Source organism: Gallintestinimicrobium propionicum (assembly GCF_025567525.1).
GTDB classification, from domain to species: domain Bacteria; phylum Bacillota; class Clostridia; order Lachnospirales; family Lachnospiraceae; genus Gallintestinimicrobium; species Gallintestinimicrobium propionicum.
In genome coordinates, this window is the sequence record NZ_JAOQJY010000001.1 from 65701 (window position 1) to 90706 (window position 25006).

The window sequence follows — 25006 nt, forward strand, 5'->3', positions numbered from 1 at the left end:
TGTTTTCCTGCCGTTTCAAATGCCCTTGCCCTCCCCGGCGGCAACGGCATTTTCGCAGCAACGCCGACAGAGCGTATAACACACTACACTTTGCAAGCAAAGTCGTGTGCCAAAGGGAAAGCCCCTTTGGAAACCCCGGACAACAAAACAGGCTGAATATCTCGCACTTCCCCGGTGCTTGATATTCAGCCTTTATTTGTTGTCAGCAGCCCCCGTTTCGTGGTCTGCGTGTAGTTCCTTGTAAACTGACCTAAACTTTGTTCCTATACGATAAAACGTTCCGCGCGGATCGCACTGCAGCGGAATGGAAGAATGTCGCTTGCGCGACCTGCCGCAGGCGGAGAATCCTGCTTCGCAGGATTCTTTTTTACCATTGCCTGCGGTATTCTCCGGGCGAAATCCCTTCGACCTTTTTAAACATACGGGAAAAATAGTTGGCATCCTTCATGCCGCACTGGATGCCGATTTTTTCAATCGAAAAATCTGTAAAGCGCAGCAGCTGTTTGGCGTGAGTAATGCGCAGGGACAGAAGGTAAGCGTTGATGGAGACGCCGAACTGTTCCCGGAAAATCCGGGTCAGGTAAAATTTGTTGATATAAAAAGTTTCCGCAAGGTCGTCGAGCCGGATTGTTTCAGGATAATGGAAATCCAGGTAATCTTTGATTTGCTGCAGGTTATATTTGCGGGAGGTCAGTTTGGCGGTGCTCCCGGGATGCCAGCTGTCCTGCATCAACAAAGAAAGCAGGGCAGTGAGCTGCTCAAAAATCTTCATATCGCGGACATAATCGGAGGAAGACGCCGTTTCACAGAGGCTGTCAAGAATTTTCTGATACGGGGCAAGGCTTTGGGGGCGAAAACAGGCAAGACCGCCGCGCTCGGTATATTTTTCATAGATTCCGGGCATGTTCGGACCATAAAAGTGCGCCCATTCAAGTGTCCAGAGCTGATTGGAGCAGCGGTGGAGGTAGCTCTTTTTACAGTCCAGAAATACACAGTCCCCGGCAGAGAGTGTGTAGTGCTTCTGGTCGTATTCGAGGGTACCGGAGCCTTCCAGGACAATAAAACACAGGTAGGAGGCGAGATTTTCCCGGTGGCTGGTGTGGGGGGACAACGCTTTTAAGCGGCCGCATTCCTGCAGATGGATGAGGTTTGTCCGGGCAAAGGTGGACGGTGTATACAAAATCCGTTCGGATTCCACGAGAGTTCCTTCAAAAAGAGCGGTATCCATAAAAAAATTCTCCTGTAGATTTTTTAATCAGAGTAGCAGCTTTTAGTATATCAAAAAAGTCAATATAATGCTAGTTCTGTGCAAGATATGCTCTTCTAAAATCGAAAAAGATCAGGTAGAATATCAACTATTATGAGAAGGATATGACATCAGAGCGATAAAATCAGGAAAGGATGAAATTTTTATGAAAAAAGCATTGATTACAGGCATTACCGGACAGGACGGCTCTTATCTGGCAGAGTTTCTGTTGGAAAAAGGCTATGAGGTGCACGGCATTACCAGACGCGCTTCCATTTCGAATACAGCAAGAATTGACCATCTGATCGCAAAGAATGCGATTACCTTACATGACGGGGATCTTTCCGATTCCTCTTCCCTGATCCGTATCATCAGCATTGTACAGCCGGATGAAATCTATAACCTGGCTGCACAGTCCCATGTACAGGTTTCTTTTGACGTACCGGAGTATTCCGGCGACGTGGACGCGATCGGCGTGCTGCGGATTCTGGAGGCAGTCCGCATTCTCGGGCTGACCAAAAAGACGAAGGTTTATCAGGCTTCCACTTCCGAGCTGTACGGCAAGGTAGAAGAGGTTCCCCAGAGAGAGACAACACCATTCCATCCCTACAGCCCCTATGCAGTTGCAAAGCAGTACGGCTTCTGGATCACCAAGGAATATAGAGAAGCTTACGACATGTTTGCAGTAAACGGTATCCTGTTTAACCATGAGTCTGAGCGTCGCGGCGAAAATTTCGTAACCCGTAAGATTACGCTGGCAGCGGGCAGAATCGCAGAGGGTCTGCAGGATCATTTGGAGCTGGGCAATCTGGATTCCAAGCGTGACTGGGGCTATGCAAAAGACTATGTAGAGTGCATGTGGATGATCTTACAGCACGATACACCCGAAGATTTTGTTATTGCAACCGGTGAGCAGCACACCGTCCGGGACTTTACCGAAAAAGCGTTTGCAGCAAACGGTATTGAACTGCGCTGGGAAGGTGAAGGTCTGAACGAAAAGGGCTATGACAAGGCAACCGGCAAGATGCTTGTCTGCGTCAACCCTGCATGGTTCCGTCCGACCGATGTAGACAACCTCTGGGGCGACCCGACAAAGGCGAAGACTGTTCTTGGCTGGAATCCGCAGAAGACCAGCTATGCAGAGCTTGTCCGCATTATGGCAGAGCATGACAGAATGCTGGCAAAACGTGAAAAGGCAGTGAAAGAAGCAGGCACGCAGGCGTAAGCCTCGGAAAAAAGCACGCATAGGTGCAAAAAAGGCGTGCATGCATGGTATATGTTATGTACGGCAGTTACATAAGGAAAGAAGGATAACATCATGATGGAAAAAGACGCCAAAATTTATGTGGCAGGACATCGCGGCATGGTTGGCTCCGCAATCGTGCGCGCACTGGAAAAAGCCGGATATCACAATATTGTAACAAGAACTCATAAGGAACTGAATCTTTGCAGACAGCAGGATGTGGAAGATTTTTTTGCAGCAGAGAAGCCGGATTATGTTTTTCTGGCAGCAGCAAAGGTCGGGGGTATCGTCGCAAACCAGGAAGCGCTGGCGGATTTCATGTATGACAACATGACGCTGGAAATGAATGTCATACATTCCGCATGGCAGAATCAGTGCAAGAAGCTGCTGTTTTTAGGCTCTTCCTGCATTTATCCGAGAATGGCTCCGCAGCCGATGCCGGAGAGTTGCCTGCTCACTTCCGAGCTGGAAAAGACGAACGAAGCCTATGCGCTTGCAAAAATTTCCGGTCTGAAATATTGCGAGTTCTTAAACCGCCAGTACGGAACGGATTATATTTCTGCAATGCCGACCAATCTTTACGGACCGAACGATAACTATCATCCGACCCACAGCCATGTACTTCCGGCGCTGATCCGCCGTTTCCATGAGGCGAAAGTTTCCGGCGCGACAGAGGTAACCTGCTGGGGAACCGGCACGCCGCTGCGCGAGTTCTTATATGTGGATGATCTTGCGGATGCCTGCGTATTTCTGATGAACAATTATTCCGGAAATGAAACCGTTAATGTCGGAACCGGAAAAGAGCTGACCATCAAGGAGCTGACGGAGCTGACCGCGAAGGTGATCGGTTACACCGGTGAGATCAAGTGGGATTCCACAAAGCCCGACGGCACACCCAGAAAACTTCTGGATGTTTCCAAATTGAAGAATCTGGGCTGGACTTACCAAACCGAGCTGGAAGATGGAATCCGTCTTGCATATGAAGATTTCTTAAACAATCCGATGCGTGCAGAGCGATAAAAAAATTCCTGTTGTATTTTCGGGATGAATTGGATATAATGAAAACAACCTGAAATGTACGAGAACTCCTGTTGTTTTGAACCTACATTTACTTTAAACGGGATTCCTATATTGCCGGGTAGATGTCAGGCCCTCATTGCGCAGGGGAAGGCAGAAGCGCCGGTTGCGGTTACCCACCTGGCCTTGGCTAGGAGTCAGAAGATGGGAGGCGGCATTTTGGGGGATACAAAAGATAAAGAGACGATCCGGAAGGGTTGTCTCTTTATCTTTTGTAAGAAAACTTCATGGGAGCGATAAAATCAAATGGAAAGACGGGAGTCGTTTCGGGAACGCAGGAAGAGACAGCAGGCGCGCAGGCGTCTTTTGGGGAAACTGGCAGCGGTTCTGATCGGTGCCGTTTTTTTGTTTGGGCTGTGCAAGAAGACGGCAGATCAGTTTTTGCTGACGGATGAAAAAAAACAGGACAGCTATATCGGGATCGAGGATGCAGGCCATATGGTCTGGCTCCTTGCAGACTGCAGGCAGGGGCAGATGACACAGGCGCTCGCAGAGACAACCGATGTCGCGCGGGATAATACCCAGGCGGCTGCAGTATCCGCGCATACTGCAGGCAGTAGGTCAACCCCCGACCAGGTGCTGGATTTGATGGAAAAATTTCAGGCGGAATCTGACGACGGCTATTTGACGTGGACCCAGGCAAAACAGTATTTTTCCTGCCTGCCGGGCAGCCGGGAGTTATTTTTAGGCGGTGCGTATACGGGGACAGAGCGGGTGGAGAAAGCGGACTGGTACGACTGGTTCGACCGGGCGAGAAGAAAGTATGATGCCGCCGGAAAGATTCAGGAGGAGACGGTTGTAGTGCTGGGCGTTTTGGAGGGGGATGAAAACAGATCGGGAGATGCACAGGAAAACACGCAAGCTGCAAAGATGCGCGAAATGGGGACTACTTTTGTTGGCAAAAAGGATGCGGCGCAGAGCCAGAAAACAGAGCTGCGCATCCTGACGCAGAACGGTGTCCGGACGGCTGCGTCGTCAACGTTTTTGACAGAATCCATGCGGTTTTGCCCAGTGCGGGCGATCGTAAGGGAGGATTGCCTGTATGCAGTTCGAAATAGATTAACGGAACCGGTCATATTAAAAAATGTCTGGATGATCGAGACGACCGGACAGAGCATACGCGGGTTCTGGAAAGACTGTGAATTTTCCGGCGCGGCGGCAGTTGAAGTAAAAACAGATTCTGCGGAGGGACAGAGGACAGAAGAGAACAGAGAATCGGATTGGAAAAGGGACAGAAAAAGTACGACGGTGGTTTCAGATACAGCACAACTTTCCGAAGCAGTCTGTGATCTGACGTTTGAAACAGGAAAGCCTGTCATTGTGTACCAAAAGCCAGTCAAGATTTCCGGACGGCTGCTCGGCGTGTCGCGAAACGGCGCAGAAATCGAAGGTCACGGGACGATTCCTTTTTCGGAGGATCTGCAGTGTTATCGGTTGTATGGGCGGCTTTCACAGATGGACATCGGAGAATTGAAAATCGGCTATGGGTTTACGGATTTTGTAGTGGAGGACGGAACGATTGAGGCAGCGCTGGCGGTGCGGGAAGAAAAGATGGAAACCATTCGCGTGCTGATTAAGACGTCTGGCTATGCAAACAGCGTACATCAGGCCGTGGAGCTTTTCGCGGACTGTGATTGTAGGATTTGGAACGTCGAGAGTGAGCTTACCACGCTCGAAAAAGGTCAGCGTCTTGTCATTACGCGGGATTCTCCGTTGTTTGATCAGACCGGACGGATTACAATCGAACCGAAAATCCTGACCGGGCATCTGATGTTATCCGGCGTAGAGCGGGCACAGGGGCAGGCAAACTACCGCGGCAGGCTCGAGCTGGTGCGCCGGGAGGATGGAATTGTTGTAATCAACGAGCTGCCGCTGGAAGAATACCTTTATGGGGTCGTGCCGGGCGAAATGCCGGCGTCTTATCCACTGGAAGCGTTAAAGAGCCAGGCGATCTGTGCCAGAACCTATGCATATGAAAGGCTGCAGCGCGCCGGATTACCGGAGTATGGGGCGCATGTGGATGACAGCACGGCGTTTCAGGTGTATCAGAATCTTGCAGAGCAGGGGCAGACGACACAGGCGGTCAAGGAGACGTCCGGACAGGTATTATTTTACGGGGAGGAGCCGGTGCAGACCTATTATTATTCCACGTCCTGCGGCTATGGCACGGATTTGTCGGTCTGGAGAGGGACCCGGGCAGAAGCATATCCGTATCTGTGTGCGCAGGCGATCGATGAAAGAAACATGGAGCTGACGAGACAGCTTGGCGGGCAGGAAAGCGTTGCTGCGATGGCACCGATTTTGCAGCAGGCGCAGCTGCTGGAGCAGTCGGATGTAATGGAAGCGTTTTTGAGGCAGAGGGACGGTGATTTTTATGAGAAAGAAGAGCCGTGGTACCGTTGGAGCTATAGGGTAGAAACTGTTGATGAAAAGGCATTCTGGGAAAGGGTATGGATACGGGCACAAGCGGATGGACAGTGTGTGTTCGTGCCTGGGGAAGCTGGAGAATGGAATGCAGTAAAGGAGCGCACGAAACTGTCTGAAAACACAGGGAAAATCCGGGAAATCCGTGTTACAAAACGCAGCAGCGGCGGCGCGGCGCAGGAGCTTTTGATCGAAAGCGAAAACGGACAGGTACGGATACAGTCAGAATACAGCATCCGGTATGTGCTGTGCGACGGAAAAACACAGGCGGTCAGACAGGATGGGAGCGCGGCAGCGGTAACATCGCTTTTACCGAGCAGCTTTTTTCAAGTCAGCACTTTTAAAACGGACGGCTTTATGATAGGATATACTTTAATTGGCGGTGGTTACGGGCACGGAATCGGCATGTCTCAGAATGGGGCGAAGCATATGGCGGAGGCGTCTGTCAGCGCAGAAGAAATTTTGACGTTCTTTTATAAAGGATGTCAGTTAAAAATGATTTCCTGAAAAGTCCATGCAGCGACGCACCGCAAAATGAAAAACCGGAAAGGAAAAGATCTGTTTATGAAAAAGAAAATCCGGCTGATTACAGGGTTTGGCAGGCATATGTCAAAATCAAATGTCAATGCATTTGCATCAAGCTCTGCATACTTTATGTTTTTGTCGATCATTCCGATTATTATTTTATTGTGTTCCCTGCTGCCCTTGACGACGCTGCAGAAATCCGACCTGTTAAAGGCGGTGTCAGAGGTCATGCCATCGCCGATTGTGCCGATGATGAGCAGCCTGATCGAGTCGCTCTATAACAGCACCGTTGGCGTTACGAGCGTCGCAGCGATCGTAACTGTATGGTCGGCAAGCAAAGGCATGCTGTCCATCATGCGCGGCTTAAATGCGATGAACGGCGTTGTGGAGGATCGTAACTATTTTGTGCAGCGGATTTTGGCATCTTTTTATACGATTCTGTTGTTGATCGTCCTTTTGCTCTCTCTCGTTTTCATGGTCTTTGGAACAACGCTGGTACGTCTTTTAAACGACAGGATCCCGATACTGGATCATCTGATGTCCATAGCGATGCATTTTAAACCGCTGTTTTCCTGGGGCATCCTGACGCTGGTGTTTATGGTGATCTATGCCTATGTGCCAAATGTGAAGCTGAAACTGACGAAGCAGTTTCCCGGTGCATTGTTTACGGCGATAAGCTGGAACCTGTTTTCCTGGGGCTTTTCGGCATACATAGAGCGGTTCAATGATTTCGGCGTATACGGAAGCCTTTCTACAATCATCGTCGTGATGATGTGGTTGTATTTTTGTATGTATCTGCTGTTAGTCGGGGCACACATCAACCGGTTTGCTGTTCCGTTTCGAAGAGAGATTCTCGAGAAATAGTATTGACTTTTCGGGATGGATTTTTTACAATAAGGCGTAAAGGCGATGAAGGTGTCAGTAGTATTTCCTGTACCGGCAGAGAGGAGAAGCCAGTGGCTGAGAGCTTTTCCAACAGGATCGGATACGAATTTCCCACCGGAGCTGTTCGGCTGAAGAGAGCCTGCTGTCAGTGCTTTTGGGTAGGTCGGAACGCACAGGACACGTTACGTCTGCAATGAGTGCCTGCCGATGGCGGGAACAAGGGTGGTACCGCGGAATTTTTTCGTCCCTGGTTTAATAAACCAGGGGCTTTCTTTTTATTCAGCTAATAGAAAGGATTCTATTGGGCATGACAGTAAAAATTGCAGGGCAGTTTTGCTGTTTACAATAATCAAAGGAAGGTCCCGGGAAAGTAGAAGGCCGCACAGAAGAAAAACGGCTATCTGACAGAAAGGAGTTTGCTGTGAAAGAGAAACTGGCAAAAATCAGAGAAGAGATTTTGAAACAGATCGACGCCTCCGAGAACCTGGATAAGCTCAACGAGGTAAGAGTCAGCGCACTGGGTAAAAAGGGCGCCCTGACCGAGCTGTTAAAGAGCATGAAGGAGGTCGCGCCACAAGACCGTCCGAAGGTTGGACAGATGGTCAATGAAGTGCGCGCTGAAATTGAAACAGCGCTGGAAACTGAAAAAGCAAAGCTGGAAGACCGTGCAATGGAAGCTCGTTTAAAGAATGAGGTGATTGACGTTACCCTGCCTGCAAAGAAAAATTCCGTTGGACATCGTCATCCCAATACGATCGCTCTGGAAGAGGTAGAGAGAATTTTTGTTGGCATGGGCTACGAAGTGGTTCGCGGTCCCGAAGTCGAGAAGGACTACTACAACTTCGAAGCGCTGAATATCCCGAAGGACCATCCGGCAAGAGACGAGCAGGATACCTTCTATATCAATGAGGAAATCGTCCTGCGTACCCAGACCTCTCCGGTTCAGGTTCGTACCATGGAACAGGGCAAGCTGCCGATCCGTATGATCGCGCCCGGCAGAGTATTCCGTTCCGACGAAGTGGATGCAACCCATTCTCCGTCCTTCCATCAGATCGAAGGTCTGGTTATCGATAAGAATATTACATTTGCCGATTTAAAGGGCACGCTTGCAGAGTTTGCAAAAGAGCTGTTCGGCGAAGATACCAAAGTAAAATTCCGTCCCCATCATTTCCCGTTTACAGAGCCCAGTGCAGAAGTAGATGTCAGCTGCTTTAAGTGCGGCGGTAAGGGCTGCCGGTTCTGTAAGGGCTCCGGCTGGATTGAAATCCTGGGCTGCGGTATGGTACATCCCAAGGTACTCAAGATGTGCAATATCGATCCGGAAGAATACTCCGGCTTTGCATTCGGCGTAGGTCTGGAGCGTATCGCCCTTCTGAAATACGAAATCGACGATATGCGTCTGCTTTATGAAAATGACATCAGATTCTTAAAGCAGTTTTAACGGGAAGGAGAAAGAGGAAGATGAATACAGCATTATCATGGATTAAAGCATATGTGCCCGACCTTTCCTGCACCGATCAGGAGTATTTTGACGCCATGACGCTGACCGGCACCAAGGTAGAAGGCTATGAGCGCATGGATAAAAACCTGGAAAAGATCGTAATCGGACAGATTGAGAAGATCGAAAAGCATCCCGATGCAGACAAACTGATTATCTGCCAGGTTAACGTAGGCGACCGTACGATTCAGATCGTAACCGGCGCACCTAATGTAAAAGAAGGTGACAAGGTTCCGGTTGTTTTAGACGGCGGTAAGGTTGCAGGCGGTCATGACGGCAGTCCGTTGCCGGAGGATGGCATTAAGATTAAGGCCGGCAAGTTAAGAGGCATTGAGTCCGACGGTATGATGTGCTCCATCGAGGAGCTGGGCAGCAGCCGCGACATGTATCCGGAAGCACCGGAGAACGGCATTTACATTTTCGACGACGATGTAGAAGTCGGCACGGACGCAGTAGAGGCACTCGGTCTGCACGACACCGTATTTGAATATGAAATCACCAGCAACCGTGTAGACTGCTACAGCATTTTAGGCATCGCAAGAGAGGCGGCTGCAACCTTCAGAAAGCCGTTCATTCCTCCGGTTGTGGAAGTACACGCAAACGGCGAGAATGTACACGATTATGTGGACGTAGAAGTACAGGATACCGATCTGTGCACCCGTTACTGCGCAAGGGTCTGCAAAAATATCAAAATCGCTCCGAGCCCGAAGTGGATGCAGAGACGTCTGGCTGCAGCAGGTATCCGGCCAATCAATAACCTGGTAGACATCACGAACTACGTTATGGCAGAGTACGGACAGCCGATGCATGCATATGATCTGGACACGATCGCAGGACATAAGATCATCGTCCGCCGTGCAAAGGACGGAGATGAGTTCGAGACGCTGGATGGTCAGATCCGCAAGCTGGACAATCAGGTTCTGATGATCTGCGACGCGGAAAAAGAAGTCGGCATCGCTGGTATCATGGGCGGCGAAAACAGCAAGATCACAGACGATGTGCACACCGTTTTATTCGAGGCTGCAACATTCAACGGTCCCAATATCCGGAAATCTGCAAAGAGAATCGGTATGCGTACCGAGGCTTCCGGTATTTTCGAAAAAGGTCTGGATCCGGTCAATGCAGAAGCAGCAATCGACAGAGCGTGCCAGCTGATCGAAGAGCTGGGCTGCGGCGAGGTAGTAGGCGGCATGGTAGATGTATGCGAGCCGATCAAGCCCCTGCGCAGAATCCCGTTTGAACCCGAAAAGATCAACCGTTTCCTCGGAACAGATATCACAAAAGAGCAGATGCTGGAGTACTTCGGACGCATCGAGCTTGCATATGACGAAGCAGCCAACGAAATTGTTGTTCCCTCGTTCCGTCAGGATCTGGAAGGCTTTGCCGATATCGCAGAAGAAGTAGCACGTTTCTACGGCTATGACAAGATCCCGACCACCCTGCCCTCCGGCGAAGCGACAACCGGTAAGCTTTCCTTCGAAGAAAGAATTGAACAGAAGGCAAGGGATATCGCAGAATACTGCGGCTTCTCCCAGGGTATGTCTTATTCGTTCGAAAGCCCGAAAGTGTTCGATAAGCTGCTGATCCCGGCAGACAGTAAGCTGCGCAAGACTGTAACGATCTTAAACCCTCTGGGCGAGGATTATTCCATCATGCGTACCACTTCGTTAAACGGTATGCTGACAAGCCTTGCAACCAACTATAACCGCAGAAACAAGGACGTCCGTTTATATGAGATGGGCAACATTTATCTGCCCAAGGCGCTGCCTCTGACAGAGCTTCCGGACGAGCGCATGCAGTTTACACTCGGTTTTTACGGAGAAGGCGACTTCTTCACGATGAAGGGTGTTATCGAAGAGTTTCTGGAGCACATCGGTATGAAGAAGAAAGCGGAGTACGATCCGAACGCACAGAAGCCGTGGCTGCATCCCGGCCGTCAGGCAAACGTTGTTTATGATGGAACCGTAATCGGCTATCTCGGTGAAGTACATCCGAAGGTAATGGCAAACTACGGCATCGGTCAGAGAACCTATGTGGCAGTTTTGGATATGCCTGCAGTGGACGGCTTTGCATCCTTCGACCGCAAGTACGAGGGCATCGCAAAATATCCTGCAGTGACCAGAGATATCAGTATGGTTGTACCGAGAACCGTTCTGGTAGGTCAGATTGAAAAGATTTTGGCACAGCGCGGCGGCAAGATTCTGGAAAGCTACTCGTTATTTGATATTTACGAGGGCACACAGATCAAGGAAGGCTATAAGTCCATCGCTTATACCCTGACCTTCCGTGCAAAGGATAAGACGCTGGAGGATGTAGAAATCACAGCGGCAATGAAGAAGATCTTAAATGGTCTGGAACAGCTTGGCATTGAATTGAGACAGTAATAAAAAGACGTAAGCAGAGCCCTGATGCCGTTTTGCAGCAAAAAGGGCTCTGCGTATGGAACATCGGACAGGGAGGAATATATGGAGAAAAAAACGACCGCGCTCGGAACGGTGAATAATGAAGTGGATTTCTGCAAGGTATACGATATGGGGACAAAGGAGCAGATCGAGAGAATTCTTCTGGCAAACCGGATTTCCTATTCCTGCCGTTTCGAAAAGCAGGGATTTTTTTCAAAACTGTTTGGAGTCGGGGAAAAGGCTCTTTGCACCTTCCGGATTCACGATGAGGAAGTGCCGCGTGCCAAGAGGCTGGTAGCCTCGGTGCTCGGTAACAAGAACAAACGTAAGGAGATAAAGAAATAATGGAACGCAAAAATGCTTGGAAAGGCTATGACGAAGCCAAAAGCGCAAAGGTAGATGCGCTGGCAAAAGACTATATGGATTTTCTTGACAACGGTAAAACAGAGCGGGAATGTGTCGATACGATTGTAAATCAGATTGAAGCGGCAGGATACCGCGAGCTGCCCGAATTGATGAAAGAGGGCAAGAAGCTTTCTGCAGGCGACAAGGTATATGCGGTATGGATGAACAAGACGGTTGTGATGTTCCAGATCGGAACAAAGCCGATGACCGAAGGCTTAAACATTCTGGGTGCACATATCGATTCCCCCAGACTGGACATCAAGCAGAACCCTCTGTATGAGGATTCCGATTTTGCCCTCCTGGATACTCATTATTACGGCGGTATCAAGAAATATCAATGGGTAACCCTGCCTCTGGCGCTGCACGGCGTCGTTGCAAAGAAGGACGGCTCCATCGTAGAGATCAATATCGGTGAAAACGAAGACGATCCGGTATTCTTCATTTCTGATCTGCTGATCCACCTGTCTGCAGAGCAGATGGAAAAGAAGGCTTCCAAGGTCATCGAGGGCGAAGCGCTTGACTTAATCTTCGGCAGCAGACCGCTGGCAGGAGAAGAAAAAGAGGCGGTAAAGGCTGGCGTGATGAAGCTTCTGGCGGAGCAGTATGGCATTGAGGAAGAGGATTTCCTGTCCGCAGAGCTGGAAGTTGTACCGGCCGGCAAGGCAAGAGAAGCAGGCCTGGACAGAAGCATGGTGCTTGGTTATGGTCAGGACGACAGAGTATGCGCATTTACTTCTCTGGCAGCGATGCTGGAAATTGGTCAGACGGAGCGCACCGCATGCTGCATCCTGGTAGATAAAGAAGAGATCGGCAGCGTCGGCGCAACCGGCATGCAGTCCCGTTTCTTCGAAAATACCGTTGCAGAGGTGTTAAATCTTGTCGGCGAATACAGTGAATTAAATGTCAGAAGATGTCTGGCAGCCTCTGATATGCTTTCTTCTGATGTAAGCGCAGCATTTGATCCCTCTTATGCGTCTGCTTTTGAAAAGAAAAACGCAGCGTTCTTCGGACGCGGCATGGTGTTCAATAAATTTACAGGTGCCCGCGGAAAATCCGGCTCCAATGATGCAAACGCAGAATATGTTGCACATATCCGTGCGATCATGGAGGAGTCCGGCGTTGCATTCCAGACCGCTGAGCTTGGCAAGATCGATGTCGGCGGCGGCGGAACAATTGCTTACATTCTTGCTTTGTACGGCATGAACGTAATCGACTGCGGTGTTGCAGTTCTTTCCATGCATGCACCGTGGGAAGCTACCAGCAAGGCAGATATTTATGAGACAAAATGCGGCTATGTTGCATTTTTGGAGAAAGCGTGTCTGTAATGGAAATGGAAGGCTTAAAAACTTCTGATTATTATTTTGACCTCCCGAAGGAGCTGATCGCACAGGATCCGCTGGAGGATCGGAGCGCATCCCGCCTGCTTGTTATGGACAGACAGACGGGGGCGACCTCGCATCATATTTTTAAAGAGATCTGTTCGTTCTTAAAACCGGGCGACTGTCTGGTTTTAAACAACACGAAGGTTATTCCGGCGCGTCTGCTTGGTGCAAAGGAGGATACGGGAGCCTCTGTAGAGATCCTGCTGTTAAAGCGGATGGAAAACGATGTCTGGGAAACTCTCGTAAAGCCCGGCAAAAAGCTGCGCCCCGGTGCAAAGGTCGTCTTTGGCGACGGACGTCTGCGTGCAGAGATTCTGGATGTGGAGGAAGATGGAAACCGTCTGGTGAAGTTTTTTTATGATGGAATCTGGGAAGAGGTGCTGGATTCCCTCGGTGAAATGCCGCTGCCTCCCTATATTACCCATAAGCTTCAGGACAAAAACCGATATCAGACGGTATATGCAAAATTTGAAGGCTCTGCAGCTGCGCCGACGGCAGGACTGCATTTTACAAAGGAGCTGCTTGCCCAGGTAGAAGCGATGGGTGTGGATATTGCCTATGTCACGCTGCATGTGGGACTTGGCACATTCCGTCCGGTCAAGGTCGACAACGTGCTGGAACATCATATGCACACAGAATTTTATCAGGTGACCCAGGAAGCGGCGGATAAAATCAACCGTGCCAAAGCAGCCGGAAACCGTGTGATTTGTGTCGGTACGACGAGCTGCCGTACTGTAGAGAGCGCTGCGGAAGCGGACGGACATATGAAAGCCTGCAGCGGCAACACGGATATCTTTATCTATCCGGGTTACAAGTTCAAGGTGATGGACGGGCTGATTACAAACTTCCATCTGCCGGAATCGACACTGGTGATGCTCGTATCCGCATTTGCAGGAAGAGACCATGTGTTGAAGGCGTATGAAGAGGCGGTAAAGGAGAAATACAGATTTTTCTCTTTTGGGGATGCCATGTTTATCGCAGATCTGAACAAAGAAGGGGTGCGCGCAGAGTAGGATTTTACGAACGCGGTAAAGAATTCCTATCTATAAAAAGTATTTAAAAGCAAGGTCGGGAAATGTCTCACAGACTGTCTGTGGAGCGCATTTCCCGACCTTTTTGTCTGGAATGCCAAACCGTTGCCCGATATCCCTGTAATTTTGTAGGATTTAATGCTTGCATTTTGGGAAAGATTCCATTATGATAATCTACAGCAAACCCTACAAAGTTAGTAGGAGTTAACCAGGAAGACAGTCGCAGGGACGAAAAACAGAGACAAAGACCTGTGAAGAACGGAGGAAGTTATGTCAGAACAGCTGCTGCAGGTAAAGAATTTAGTAGTCAACGTAGAGGACACAGAGATCCTTCACGGCATTGACCTTGAGATAAACAGAGGAGAAACACATGTCCTGATGGGCCCAAACGGTGCCGGTAAATCCACACTGGGTTATGCGCTGATGGGAAGCCCCAGATATCAGCTGACAAACGGTCAGATCTGGTTCAAGGGACAGGATATTACAGAGGAATCCACAGACAAGCGTGCGAAGGCTGGTCTGTTTTTATCGTTCCAGAACCCGCTGGAGGTTCCCGGTATTACCCTCGGGAACTTTTTGAGAAATGCGTTGGAACAGCGCACCGGACAGAGAATCCGTCCGTGGGAGTTCCGCAAAGAATTAAAGAAAGCAATGGACGTACTGCAGATGGATCATTCCTATGCAGACCGTGATTTAAATGTTGGCTTCTCCGGTGGTGAAAAGAAAAAGGCGGAGATTTTGCAGCTTCTGATGTTAAAACCGGATCTGGCGATTCTGGATGAAACCGATTCCGGTCTGGATGTCGATGCAGTCCGTACCGTATCCAAGGGAATCGAAGAGTTCCAGAAGAATCAGCAGGGCTCCTTGCTGGTAATTACACACAGCACGAGAATTCTGGAATCCCTGCATGTGGATGTGACGCATGTGCTGGCAGACGGAAAGATGATTCTGTCCGGCGATAGCAGCCTTGTGGAGGATATTAACGAAAACGGTTTTGAAAAATATATCGGACATCAGGAATAAGAAGCGTCCAAGAAGGAGAATCCCATGAAAGAAAAGACTTATGTGGAGGATGTCAACAGAAGCATCTATGACATCCGAAACGAAGAGAAAGATGTATATCGGGTCAAAGAGGGACTGACACCGGAAATCGTGGATCAGATTTCGAAAGAAAAACACGATCCGGACTGGATGCGCGAATTTCGTCAGGAAGCCCTGAAAGTATATAATGAAATGACGATGCCGGATTGGGGGCCGTCCATCGAAGACTTAAATATGGACGAGATTGTTACCTATGTACGCCCCAACACGCAGATGAGTGCGAAATGGTCCGAGGTTCCGACCGATATCAAAAATACGTTTGAAGCACTGGGCATCCCGGATGCAGAGCGTACCTCCTTGGCGGGCGTCGGCGCACAGTACGATTCTGAGCTGGTTTATCACAACGTGCGCGAAGAGGTTGCAGCACAGGGCGTTGTATACACGGATATGGAAAGCGCGCTGACCGGAGAATATGCCGATCTGGTGCACAGCCATTTCATGAAGCTGGTTCCGCCCAGAGACCATAAGTTTGCGGCACTGCACGGCGCGGTCTGGTCCGGCGGTTCGTTCGTATATGTTCCGGCAGGTGTGCATGTGGAGATTCCACTGCAGTCCTATTTCAGACTGAATGCGCCCGGTGCAGGACAGTTTGAGCATACACTGATCATTGTTGAAGAGGGCGCGTATCTGCACTTTATCGAAGGCTGTTCCGCACCGAAATACAATGTTGCAAACCTTCATGCGGGCTGTGTAGAGCTGTATGTCGGCAAAAATGCGAAGCTGCGTTATTCGACAATCGAGAACTGGTCGAAGAACATGTATAACTTAAATACCAAGCGGGCAAAGGTAGAAGAGGGCGGCACGATTGAATGGGTATCCGGTTCCTTTGGTTCCCATGTTTCCTATCTGTACCCGACGAGCTTATTGGCTGGCGAAGGCGCGAGAAGTGAATTTACCGGCATTACCTTTGCAGGCAAAGGTCAGAACCTGGACACCGGTGCGAAGGTCGTACACAGCGCTCCGAACACTTCTTCCTATATGAATACGAGATCGATTTCCAAGGACGGCGGCGTGAGCACGTTCCGTAGCAGCGTTGTAGTTACAAAGCAGGCAAAGCACAGCAAGAGCTCCGTTTCCTGCGAGTCCCTGATGCTGGATGACCGTTCCAGATCGGATACGATTCCGGCAATGGATATCCGGACAAAGGATGCGGATATCGGACATGAGGCGCAGATCGGCAAGATCAGCGACGAAGCAGTCTTTTATCTGATGTCCAGAGGACTTTCCGAGGAAGATGCCAGAGCGATGATCGTCAGCGGCTTTGCGGATAATGTTTCGAAAGAGCTTCCGCTGGAATATGCGGTCGAGATGAACAATCTGATCCGTCTGGAAATGAAAGGCAGCATCGGGTAAGGCTGCAGGAAAACGAATCTGCAGCGAAATGAGAGGAAGTAGGAATCAACATGGATATGAAAATAAATTTCCTGCCTGCAAAGACCTGGAACTGGCTTCGGATGAATGAAACGGAAGTAAAGCAGGTAAAAGCAGACAGACAGGCTTTGGAAAAAGAAGAAATTCCGGAAACGTTTGCGGTAGAAGCAAGCACACTGGAACCGATCAAAACCGGTATGGGACCGGACATGGACAAGCTGGCAGAGCAGTCAGGCTTTGCAGCAAAAGCTTACCGGATGCCTGCAGGCATAAAAGAGGCAGCTGCGCTGCGCCTTGGCTTTGTCTGTAAGGATCAGACTGCAAGTCTGGATCTGATTGATCTGATTGCAGAAGAAAACAGCGAGATGACCGTTGTGATGGATTATGCATCCGATGCAGATGCAGAGGGACTTTGCAGCGTGAGAACCCGCGCAAAGGTCGGAAAAGGCGCACTGCTGCGTCTCGTTCAGATCGATTGCCTCGGCAAAGGGTTTCGTGTTTTAAATGATGTCGGAAGCATCTGCGAGGATCAGGGACGCATTGAAATGGTGCACATTTTCCTGGGCGGCGGAAAGATTTATCAGGGATGCCAGACAGAGCTTCTCGGAAATGAAAGCTCCCTGCAGTCCGATATCGGTTATCTGTTACAGGACGATCAGCGTCTGGACATGAACTATGTGGCGCTGCATGAGGGAAAACGTACAAACAGCGAGATCAATGCGTCCGGCGTATTGAAGGATGCGTCTTCGAAATTGTTCCGCGGAACGATCGACTTTCAGCACGGCTCAGCAGAATCTGTCGGAGCAGAAAAAGAAGATGTGCTGCTGATGGGCGACGATGTGGTAAATCAGACCATTCCGCTGATTCTCTGTGCGGAAGAGGATGTCAAGGGCAGCCATGGCGCATCGATCGGACAGCTGGATGAAGAGACGCTGTTTTATATGCAGGCGCGCGGGATTTCGGAGGAACAGGCATATGCACTGATGGCAGATGCGAGAATCGAAGCGGTATGCCAGAAGATTCCGGATGAAACTGCGCAGAAACTGGTAAAAGCTTATCTGGGAGGAGATGCAGCTGATGAATGTGAAGAAAATTCGTGAAGATTTTCCACTGCTTCTGGCAAATCCGGATCTGACCTATCTGGACAGTGCGGCGACTTCCCAGAAGCCTGCGTGCGTGCTGCGGGCAGAGCGGGAGTTTTATGAATGCCATAATGCGAATCCGCTGCGCGGCTTATATGAACTGAGTGAGAATGCGACGAAATGTTATGAAGATGCCCGTAAAACGGTACAGCACTTTATTGGTGCAGCCCGTCCGGAAGAGATCATTTTTACCAGAAATGCAACGGAAAGCCTGAATCTGGTCGCTTACAGCCTGGGAAGCCTGCTGCTGAAACCCGGAGATGAAGTGGTAGTCAGCATTATGGAGCATCACAGCAATCTGCTGCCCTGGCAGCATGCGGCAAAACGTGCCGGAGCGCAGTTAAAGTTCGTGGAATGCTCCAAAGACGGCAAAATCACGCTGGAAGACGTGGCAGCTGTCCTGACGGAAAAGACGAGAATTATGGCAATTACCCAGATGTCCAACGTGTTAGGCTGTGTCAACGATATCAAAGGCATAGCCAGCCTCTGTCACGAAAAGGGCATCGTACTGGTAGCGGATGGCGCGCAGAGTGTGCCGCATATGCCGGTTAATGTGTCGGAGCTGGATGTGGATTTTTTGTCCTTTTCCGGACATAAGATGCTGGCTCCGATGGGAATTGGTGCGCTGTACGGCAAGATGGAGTGGCTGGAAAAAATGCCTCCTTTCCTGACCGGCGGCGAAATGATCGAATATGTGACCCGCACCGGTGCAACCTATGCTGAGGTGCCGCATAAATTCGAGGCGGGAACCGTCAACGCTGCAGGCGCGTATGCGCTGGGCGAAGCGATCCGTTATATCGAAGGAATCGGTTTTGAGGAGATCACAAAGCGTGAGGATGAGCTGACAGCGCTGGCAATGGAAGAGATGAAGAAGAATCCGTATGTGCATATCATCGGCTCCGACCGCCCCGAAGACCATCATGGTATTTTGTCGTTTACGGTTCAGGATGTGCATCCCCATGATGTGGCTGCGATTCTGGATTCCGATAAAATCGCTGTCCGCGCGGGACATCACTGTGCACAGCCGCTGTTGGCGTATTTAAAAACACCGTCCACGACACGTGCGAGCCTCGCTTTTTATAATACGGAAGAAGAAGTTCTGCGCTTTACGCAGAGCCTCAAAACACTGAGAAGGAGAATGGGGTATGGAGAGTAAGACCTTTTACAATGAGAGTCTGACAGAGCATAATGTACACCCTTATCATAAGCACACCCTGGAGGGTGCAAATATGGCGCTGGAGGGTGTAAATCCCAGCTGTGGGGATGACATCGTCCTGCTGTTAAAGGTAGAAGATGACAAGATCGTAGACGGCGCATTTCAGGGAGACGGCTGTGCGGTGTCGCAGGCATCTGCAGATATGATGCTCGATCTGATTATCGGCAAATCCAAGGATGAAGCACTGCGCCTTGCAGATATTTTCCTGCGCATGATTCAGGGCAAGGCTTCGGAGGAGGAAATGGACGAGCTGGAGGAATCCTCGATCCTGGCGGATGTGGCGCATATGCCTGCGCGTGTAAAATGTGCCTGTCTCGGATGGCATACCGCAAAGGAAATGCTCGAAAAAGGCCCTGGCTGCAAATGCGAGGCATGTCATGAATAATCGCTTCCGGTTTGATGCTCCGTCCGTTGCAGACGAAGAAGAATTAGACGATCAGCTGGTTGCATATAATTTACGGAAGGTTCCCTGCAGACAAGGGGAGCCTTTTGTTAAATTCTGCCGCTGCGCCTATAATGAAAAAAATGAACTGGTCGGCGGTGTACTGGCATGCAGTATCCTCTGGAACATCCTTTCGATTGAGTCTGTATGGGTGGCGGAGAATTACCGGGGACAGGGCATTGCTGCCAGACTGTTAAAAGAAGTAGAAGAAAAAGCGAAAGAAGCAGGCTGTTATATGGCACAGCTGGATACGTTTGATTTTCAGGCACCAGGCTTTTATGAAAAGCAGGGCTATGAAATATTCGGTACGCTTACCAATGCACCAAAGGGACATACACATTATTACATGAAGAAGACGCTTTGAGATTGCTTTTTTCCGGTGGTCTGTATATAATAGAAAAAAACTGCAACCCATCGCGGACAGGAGGAATCTGTTATGAAAATGATATTTGCCATGCTGCATTCGGAAGATGTGGATGAAACCGTAGAAGAGCTGAACAAGGAAAAATACTGGGTAACCAAGCTTTCTACCACCGGTGGCTTTTTGAAAAACAAGAACGTCACGCTGGTCATCGGTACGGAGGATGAACAGGTTCCCGGCGCGCTCAAGATTTTAAAGGAATGCGCAGGTGCGCGTCAGTCCGTCAAATATACGATGCCCTCCATGTCGACCGGAAGTCTTGGCCCTGGCGCAAACTCGATGATCCCGATCGATATGCAGGTCGGCGGATGTACCGTCTTTGTAGTGGATGTGGATCAGTACGAGAAATTCTGAGGCTGGACGCTGGCAGGTGCGGGTGTTCGGAATGCCCGATGTTGTCAGCAGAAAGCTGTGAACCGAAGCTGTATGCAATAAGGATGAGATAAAAAATAGAAAACCGCTGTAGTTTCTACATGCTTTCCGGGTCGGAGTTTAAAACTGACTCTGAAAGATGTAAAAACTACAGCGGCTTTTTGTTGTGGCGAAAAACCGATCTTGCGTTCGCTGTGTCGCAGGCGTCACAAGGTAGCTGGGATCGCAGAGCCGAACTGGACGTTCGCCTCGCGATTCCTTTGGCGCAAAGCACCTGCGGAATGGAGGTTTTTATGGGAAAACACGACCGCTCACTTTGCCGTTCCGTCGCTGGTATCCGGCAAATCTCCGCCCGTCCAGTCGGTTGTTTCGTGAATGATGGTAATCTCTTCATCGTCCGGCGTCCTGCCCTGCAGCATGATGCCGATGTAATGGATTCGTTTCATTGCGCGCTGATAATGTTCCTGTGCGGCGCTGGCGCGTTCCTGGTCGAAAGTCTCTGCGCTGCAGGCTTCGTGGTACAGGCTGTCCGCTTCCTGCATGTGTTCCGCCGCCTGGGCAGCCAGCTCGTCGATTCCGGCGTCGGCATAGCGCTTCGGAACGGAGATGTCCGCGAGGCTGTCTGTCAGGGCAGTCAGTTCATCCAGACCGGAAAGCAGCTCCTCCTGTGCAGTTTCGGAAGACGGATCGATCTGCTCGAGTGCCAGTGTTCCGGAAGAAAACGCATCATAAAACGTATTCATCTGGCTGGTGTAATCGGTCAGGGCAGAATCGCTTCCGCAGCCGGAAAGGGAAAGGGCAAGCAGCAGGGACAAAGAAGCCAGCGCTGTTTTTGCGCGCATCATTTCGTACAAGACGCCAGAATGCGGTCTTTGAGGGCGCATAAGGCGGCAAGGGAATCTTCCTTGACAGAGGATTTTACGGTAACGACAGGCTCCAGGACGTTCATTTGCTTCATTTCAGAAAACAGCTGCTGCATCTGCTTTGCGCTGACAGGACCCCAGGTTCCGTTTTCAATCAGACCGATGGTGCGGTTCTGCAGGCTCAGTGCGCCCATATCGTGAAGGAAGTTGTACATAGCAGGGTAAACGCCATTGTTGTAGGTAGGCGCTGCAAAAACAAGATGGCTGCAGCGGAACGCTTCCGCGATCAGGACAGAAACGTCGGTGACGGAAACATCGTAGAGCGCGATATTTTTTATGCCGCCCTCTGCAAGTCCGGCTGCGAGGATGTTGGCTGCATTTTCGGTGTCACCGTACATGGAGGCATAGAAAATTGCAACAGCGTTGTCTTCGGGAACATATCTGCTCCAAAGGTCATATTTGCTCAGCAGGTATTCCAGGTTTTCTCTCCATACGGGACCGTGCAGCGGGCAGATCGTGCGGATGGAAAGGGCAGAGAGCTTTTTGAGTGCTGCCTGTACCTGTATTCCGTATTTGCCGACGATATTGCAGTAGTAACGTCTGGCATCGTCGAGCCAGTCGCGGTCGAAGTTTACTTCATCTGCAAACAGATGGCCGTTTAATGCGCCGAAGCTGCCGAACGCATCTGCGGAAAACAGGATCTGTTCGGTCTCTTCATAAGTAACCATGACTTCCGGCCAGTGCACCATCGGTGCGAGGAAGAAGTGCAGGGTATGGGAGCCGAGGCAAAGGGTGTCGCCCTCTTTGACAGTCAGGGTGCGTCCGGTTAAGTCGAGGTCGTAGAACTGGCTGACAAAGGCGAAGGTTTTGGCGTTGCCCACAAGCGTCAGGTGCGGATAACGCAGCAGAAGCTCTGCGATATTGGCGCAGTGATCGGGCTCCATATGGTTGATGATCAGGTAATCTAACGGTTTGCCGTTTAAGCTGTGGCTGACATTTTCCAGATACTGTCTGGTGACGGAAGCATCCGTTGTGTCCAGCAGGGCGGTTTTTTCATCGAGGATCAGATAAGAGTTATAGGAAACACCGCGCGGAATAGGAAAAAGGTTTTCAAATAAAGCAAGGCGACGGTCGCTTGCGCCGACCCATACGACAGAGTCGGATACGTTTCTTGTACAATACATAAGCGCTCCTTTTCATTTTTTGAAGTAAGAATGCCGCAGCAATCGCGCATTCTGCGTCCTGTCTGCAGGCTGTTTTGACCTCTATAGGATACCGCATTTTGGATTTTGTGACAAGTGAAAACAGTTCGTCTTTTCTTTTCCGGAAAATCGTGCTAGAATAGTATAAACTTTTTCAATGCACAGAGGAAAAGTGCAGAAATGAGGAGCAATGACAAAAGAAGAATTTCGCAGGCTGGCACAAAGCGGTCTGCTTTTTCTGGACGGGGCAACCGGCTCGAATCTTCAGAAGCAGGGAATGCCTGTCGGGGTGTGCCCGGAGCTATGGATTACAGAGCATGAAGAGATTATGAGCGGACTTCAGAAAGCATATCTGGAAGCAGGGACGAATATTCTGTATGCCCCGACCTTTACGGCAAACCGGATCAAATTAAAGGAATTCGATCTGGAGGACCGGATAGAAGAACTGAATCACAAATTAGTCGAAATCTCCAAAAGGGCTGCAGATGGGAAGGCGCTGGTAGCAGGCGATCTGACGATGACAGGGCAGCAGCTAAAGCCGATGGGCCCGCTGGATTTTGAAGAACTGATCGACGTTTATAAAGAACAGATCCGGTATATTACAGAAGCAGGAGCAGACCTGCTCGTGGTGGAAACGATGATGAGCCTGCAGGAATCGAGGGCGGCGCTCATTGCGGCAAAAGAGACGTGTCCGGACATACCGGTCATGGTGACGATGACGTTTGAATCGGACGGAAGAAGCCTGTTCGGGACGGATGCGGCGACGGCGGCGATCGTTTTGTCGAGTCTGGGCGCAGACGCGGTCGGCGCAAACTGTTCAACCGGACCGGATCAGATGGCAGAGGTCATCTGCAGGATGGCGAAGGTGACGGATATCCCCATCATCGCAAAGCCAAACGCAGGACTTCCGTCTTTGGATGAAAAAGGGCAAACCGTTTACGATATGGGACCGGAGGAATTCGGCGCAGATATGGAGCTTTTACTGGACGCAGGGGCGCAGATTTTAGGCGGCTGCTGCGGCACGACGCCGGAGCATATCCGCAAAATGACCCACCGGCTGGCAGGAAGACCGGTTCCGGTGCATGGAAACCCGACGCGGAGAGCACTGACTTCGGAACGCGCGTCCCTGACCTTTGACCTGGACGGACCGTTTCTGATCGTTGGCGAACGAATCAATCCTACCGGTAAAAAGAAGCTGCAGCAGGAGCTGCGCGAGGGCAGCTTTGAACTTGTAACGCAGTTTGCACAGGAGCAGGAAGAACGCGGTGCGTCGATTCTGGATGTCAACATGGGCATGAGCGGAATCGACGAAAAGGCGATGATGCTGCAGGCGCTGGAAGAGGTAGCGGGTGTGACGAAGCTGCCGCTGTCCATCGATTCCAGCCATGTGGACGTGCAGGAGGAAGCGCTTCGGCGTTATCCGGGACGCGCACTGATCAATTCGATTTCGTTGGAATCCGAAAAGTTTGAAAAGCTGCTGCCGTTGGCAAAAAAATACGGCGCGATGTTTGTCCTTTTGCCGCTGTCGGACGAGGGACTGCCCAAAAATTTGAATGAGAAGATTTCCATCATCGAAAAAATTGTGGCGCGCGCGCTGGAATTGGGCATGAAAAAGACGGATATTATTGTGGACGGTCTGGTGGCGACGGTCGGCGCGAACAAACAGGCGGCGTTGGAAACGTTGGAAACGATCCGGTATTGCCATAGAAACGGTCTGGCAACGACTTGCGGACTTTCGAATATTTCGTTCGGCCTGCCGGAAAGAAGCTGCGTTAACAGTGCGTTTCTGACGATGGCGATCGCGTCCGGACTGACGATGGCGATTGCAAATCCGAGCCAGGATATTTTGGTCGGCGCTGCATTTGCGTCGGATCTTTTGTTAAATAAAGAAGACAGTGATATCCGTTATATCGAATTTTCCGGTCAGGCAAAGGAACGTCGGGAAGAGGCGGATGCCAAAAAGGAAGCGCTGCTTCGGCAAAGCCTGCAGGCATCTGAAGGCAGCGCTGTGACGGCAAACCAGCCGGGAAATACGGAAGTCCAGGACGGTGCGGCCCGGCAGAAAGCAGCGGGTACAAAAACACCACAGCAGCAGGCGGCAGAGCGGGTGCGAGAGGCGGTGCTAAAGGGAAAACGCAAAATCGCAGAGGATTTGACGAAAAAAGCGTTGGAGGCTGGCAATTCCCCACAGGAGCTTTTGCATGGACAGCTGCTTCCGGCGATCAACGAGGTCGGTGAGCTGTTCGATAAGGGAAAATATTTCCTACCGCAGCTGATTGCGAGTGCGGAGACGATGAAGCTGTGCATCGGCATTTTGGAGCCGCTGCTTTTGCAGGAACAGACTTCGGAAAAGATGCCGGTAGTTGTCATTGCGACGGTTGCGGGGGATATCCACGATATCGGCAAGAACCTCGTCGCGCTGATGCTGAAAAACTACGGCTTTCAGGTCATCGACCTCGGAAAGGACGTTCCGAAAGAGAAAATCATAGAAGCTGCAATCGAGCACAACGCACAGATTATCGCACTTTCTGCCCTGATGACGACGACGATGCAGGAAATGAGAAATGTTGTTGAATATGCGAAAGAAAAGGGTGTAACGGCAAAAATCATGATCGGCGGTGCAGTAATTACGCAGGATTATGCAGATGAAATCCATGCAGATGGCTATTCTCGGGATGCGGCGGACGCCGTCCGGCTGGCAAAGCGCCTGGTCGGAATGCAGGAGTGAGATCAGCGCTACTTTGAAAAATTTCCAACA

General features: G+C 50.4%; 20 protein-coding genes, 1 other RNA gene and 1 other annotated feature. Of the genes, 18 read left to right on the forward strand and 3 right to left on the reverse strand.

The genetic code is table 11. The features are described from left to right. Positions 1-367 precede the first annotated feature (367 nt). A complete protein-coding gene (locus OCV62_RS00315; protein ID WP_262584613.1) occupies positions 368-1228 on the reverse strand; it encodes an AraC family transcriptional regulator in 861 nt (286 codons plus the stop codon). 184 nt (positions 1229-1412) lie between these two features. On the opposite strand from OCV62_RS00315, the gene gmd reads away from it, so the two are divergent. The 17 genes from gmd to OCV62_RS00400 all read left to right on the forward strand — a co-directional run bounded on the left by gmd (position 1413) and on the right by OCV62_RS00400 (position 20165). Then, positions 1413-2471, forward strand: a complete 1059-nt coding sequence (gene gmd / locus OCV62_RS00320) for a GDP-mannose 4,6-dehydratase (RefSeq protein ID WP_262584614.1) — start codon at positions 1413-1415, stop codon at positions 2469-2471. A 96-nt stretch (positions 2472-2567) separates the two neighbouring features. Next, on the forward strand, positions 2568-3509 hold the full coding sequence (locus OCV62_RS00325; RefSeq protein WP_334301787.1) for a GDP-L-fucose synthase family protein: 942 nt from the start codon (positions 2568-2570) through the stop codon (positions 3507-3509). A 43-nt stretch (positions 3510-3552) separates the two neighbouring features. Then, positions 3553-3736: non-coding RNA, 6S RNA (gene ssrS / locus OCV62_RS00330), on the forward strand. A gap of 76 nt (positions 3737-3812) precedes the next feature. Then, positions 3813-6497, forward strand: a complete 2685-nt coding sequence (locus tag OCV62_RS00335) for a SpoIID/LytB domain-containing protein (RefSeq protein ID WP_262584615.1) — start codon at positions 3813-3815, stop codon at positions 6495-6497. Between the two features lie 27 nt (positions 6498-6524). Further along, positions 6525-7379: a YihY/virulence factor BrkB family protein gene (locus OCV62_RS00340; RefSeq protein ID WP_262584616.1), complete on the forward strand. Its 855-nt coding sequence runs from the start codon at positions 6525-6527 to the stop codon at positions 7377-7379. 36 nt (positions 7380-7415) lie between these two features. Next, positions 7416-7652 (forward strand) — a binding site (T-box leader). Positions 7653-7821: 169 nt separating this feature from the next. Then, positions 7822-8841: a phenylalanine--tRNA ligase subunit alpha gene (gene pheS, locus OCV62_RS00345; protein WP_262584617.1), complete on the forward strand. Its 1020-nt coding sequence runs from the start codon at positions 7822-7824 to the stop codon at positions 8839-8841. Positions 8842-8861: 20 nt separating this feature from the next. Next, complete coding sequence (pheT, locus tag OCV62_RS00350) at positions 8862-11282, forward strand: phenylalanine--tRNA ligase subunit beta (RefSeq protein ID WP_117959832.1); 2421 nt, start codon at positions 8862-8864, stop codon at positions 11280-11282. Positions 11283-11363: 81 nt separating this feature from the next. Then, positions 11364-11645: a hypothetical protein gene (locus OCV62_RS00355; protein WP_021915365.1), complete on the forward strand. Its 282-nt coding sequence runs from the start codon at positions 11364-11366 to the stop codon at positions 11643-11645. Then, positions 11645-13030 carry an aminopeptidase gene (locus OCV62_RS00360; RefSeq protein ID WP_021915364.1) on the forward strand — a complete coding sequence of 462 codons (1386 nt, stop codon included), beginning with the start codon at positions 11645-11647 and terminating at the stop codon, positions 13028-13030. Before OCV62_RS00355 ends, OCV62_RS00360 begins: the two co-directional genes overlap by 1 nt. Continuing rightward, positions 13030-14100 (forward strand): tRNA preQ1(34) S-adenosylmethionine ribosyltransferase-isomerase QueA, encoded by a 1071-nt coding sequence (gene queA, locus OCV62_RS00365; RefSeq protein WP_317258828.1) that lies wholly within the window; start codon positions 13030-13032, stop codon positions 14098-14100. Before OCV62_RS00360 ends, queA begins: the two co-directional genes overlap by 1 nt. A gap of 288 nt (positions 14101-14388) precedes the next feature. Next, a complete protein-coding gene (gene sufC / locus OCV62_RS00370) occupies positions 14389-15141 on the forward strand; it encodes a Fe-S cluster assembly ATPase SufC (RefSeq protein ID WP_021915362.1) in 753 nt (250 codons plus the stop codon). A gap of 24 nt (positions 15142-15165) precedes the next feature. Next, a complete protein-coding gene (gene sufB, locus OCV62_RS00375; protein WP_021915361.1) occupies positions 15166-16572 on the forward strand; it encodes a Fe-S cluster assembly protein SufB in 1407 nt (468 codons plus the stop codon). A 50-nt stretch (positions 16573-16622) separates the two neighbouring features. After that, positions 16623-17690, forward strand: a complete 1068-nt coding sequence (locus tag OCV62_RS00380; protein ID WP_021915360.1) for a SufB/SufD family protein — start codon at positions 16623-16625, stop codon at positions 17688-17690. Next, positions 17668-18888, forward strand: coding sequence for an aminotransferase class V-fold PLP-dependent enzyme (locus OCV62_RS00385; RefSeq protein ID WP_262584621.1), 1221 nt, complete (start codon positions 17668-17670; stop codon positions 18886-18888). The genes OCV62_RS00380 and OCV62_RS00385 overlap by 23 nt, the downstream gene beginning before the upstream one ends. Beyond that, on the forward strand, positions 18878-19333 hold the full coding sequence (gene sufU / locus OCV62_RS00390; RefSeq protein WP_021915358.1) for a Fe-S cluster assembly sulfur transfer protein SufU: 456 nt from the start codon (positions 18878-18880) through the stop codon (positions 19331-19333). Before OCV62_RS00385 ends, sufU begins: the two co-directional genes overlap by 11 nt. Continuing rightward, a complete protein-coding gene (locus OCV62_RS00395) occupies positions 19326-19754 on the forward strand; it encodes a GNAT family N-acetyltransferase (RefSeq protein ID WP_262584622.1) in 429 nt (142 codons plus the stop codon). The genes sufU and OCV62_RS00395 overlap by 8 nt, the downstream gene beginning before the upstream one ends. A gap of 72 nt (positions 19755-19826) precedes the next feature. Continuing rightward, positions 19827-20165 (forward strand): cyclic-di-AMP receptor, encoded by a 339-nt coding sequence (locus OCV62_RS00400; RefSeq protein WP_021915356.1) that lies wholly within the window; start codon positions 19827-19829, stop codon positions 20163-20165. A 329-nt stretch (positions 20166-20494) separates the two neighbouring features. Here OCV62_RS00400 and OCV62_RS00405 read toward each other — a convergent pair whose 3' ends face one another. Next, the gene (locus OCV62_RS00405; protein ID WP_262584623.1) at positions 20495-21028 is read right to left on the reverse strand and encodes a hypothetical protein; all 534 of its coding nucleotides are present in this window, start codon (positions 21026-21028) and stop codon (positions 20495-20497) included. Next, positions 21025-22230 (reverse strand): FprA family A-type flavoprotein, encoded by a 1206-nt coding sequence (locus tag OCV62_RS00410; RefSeq protein WP_118763133.1) that lies wholly within the window; start codon positions 22228-22230, stop codon positions 21025-21027. Before OCV62_RS00410 ends, OCV62_RS00405 begins: the two co-directional genes overlap by 4 nt. Positions 22231-22438: 208 nt before the next feature. Here OCV62_RS00410 and OCV62_RS00415 point away from each other — a divergent pair, with 208 nt between their 5' ends. Next, entirely contained in the window at positions 22439-24976 is a 2538-nt protein-coding gene (locus tag OCV62_RS00415) for a homocysteine S-methyltransferase family protein (RefSeq protein WP_262584625.1), read from the forward strand. The last annotated feature ends 30 nt before the right edge of the window (positions 24977-25006 follow it).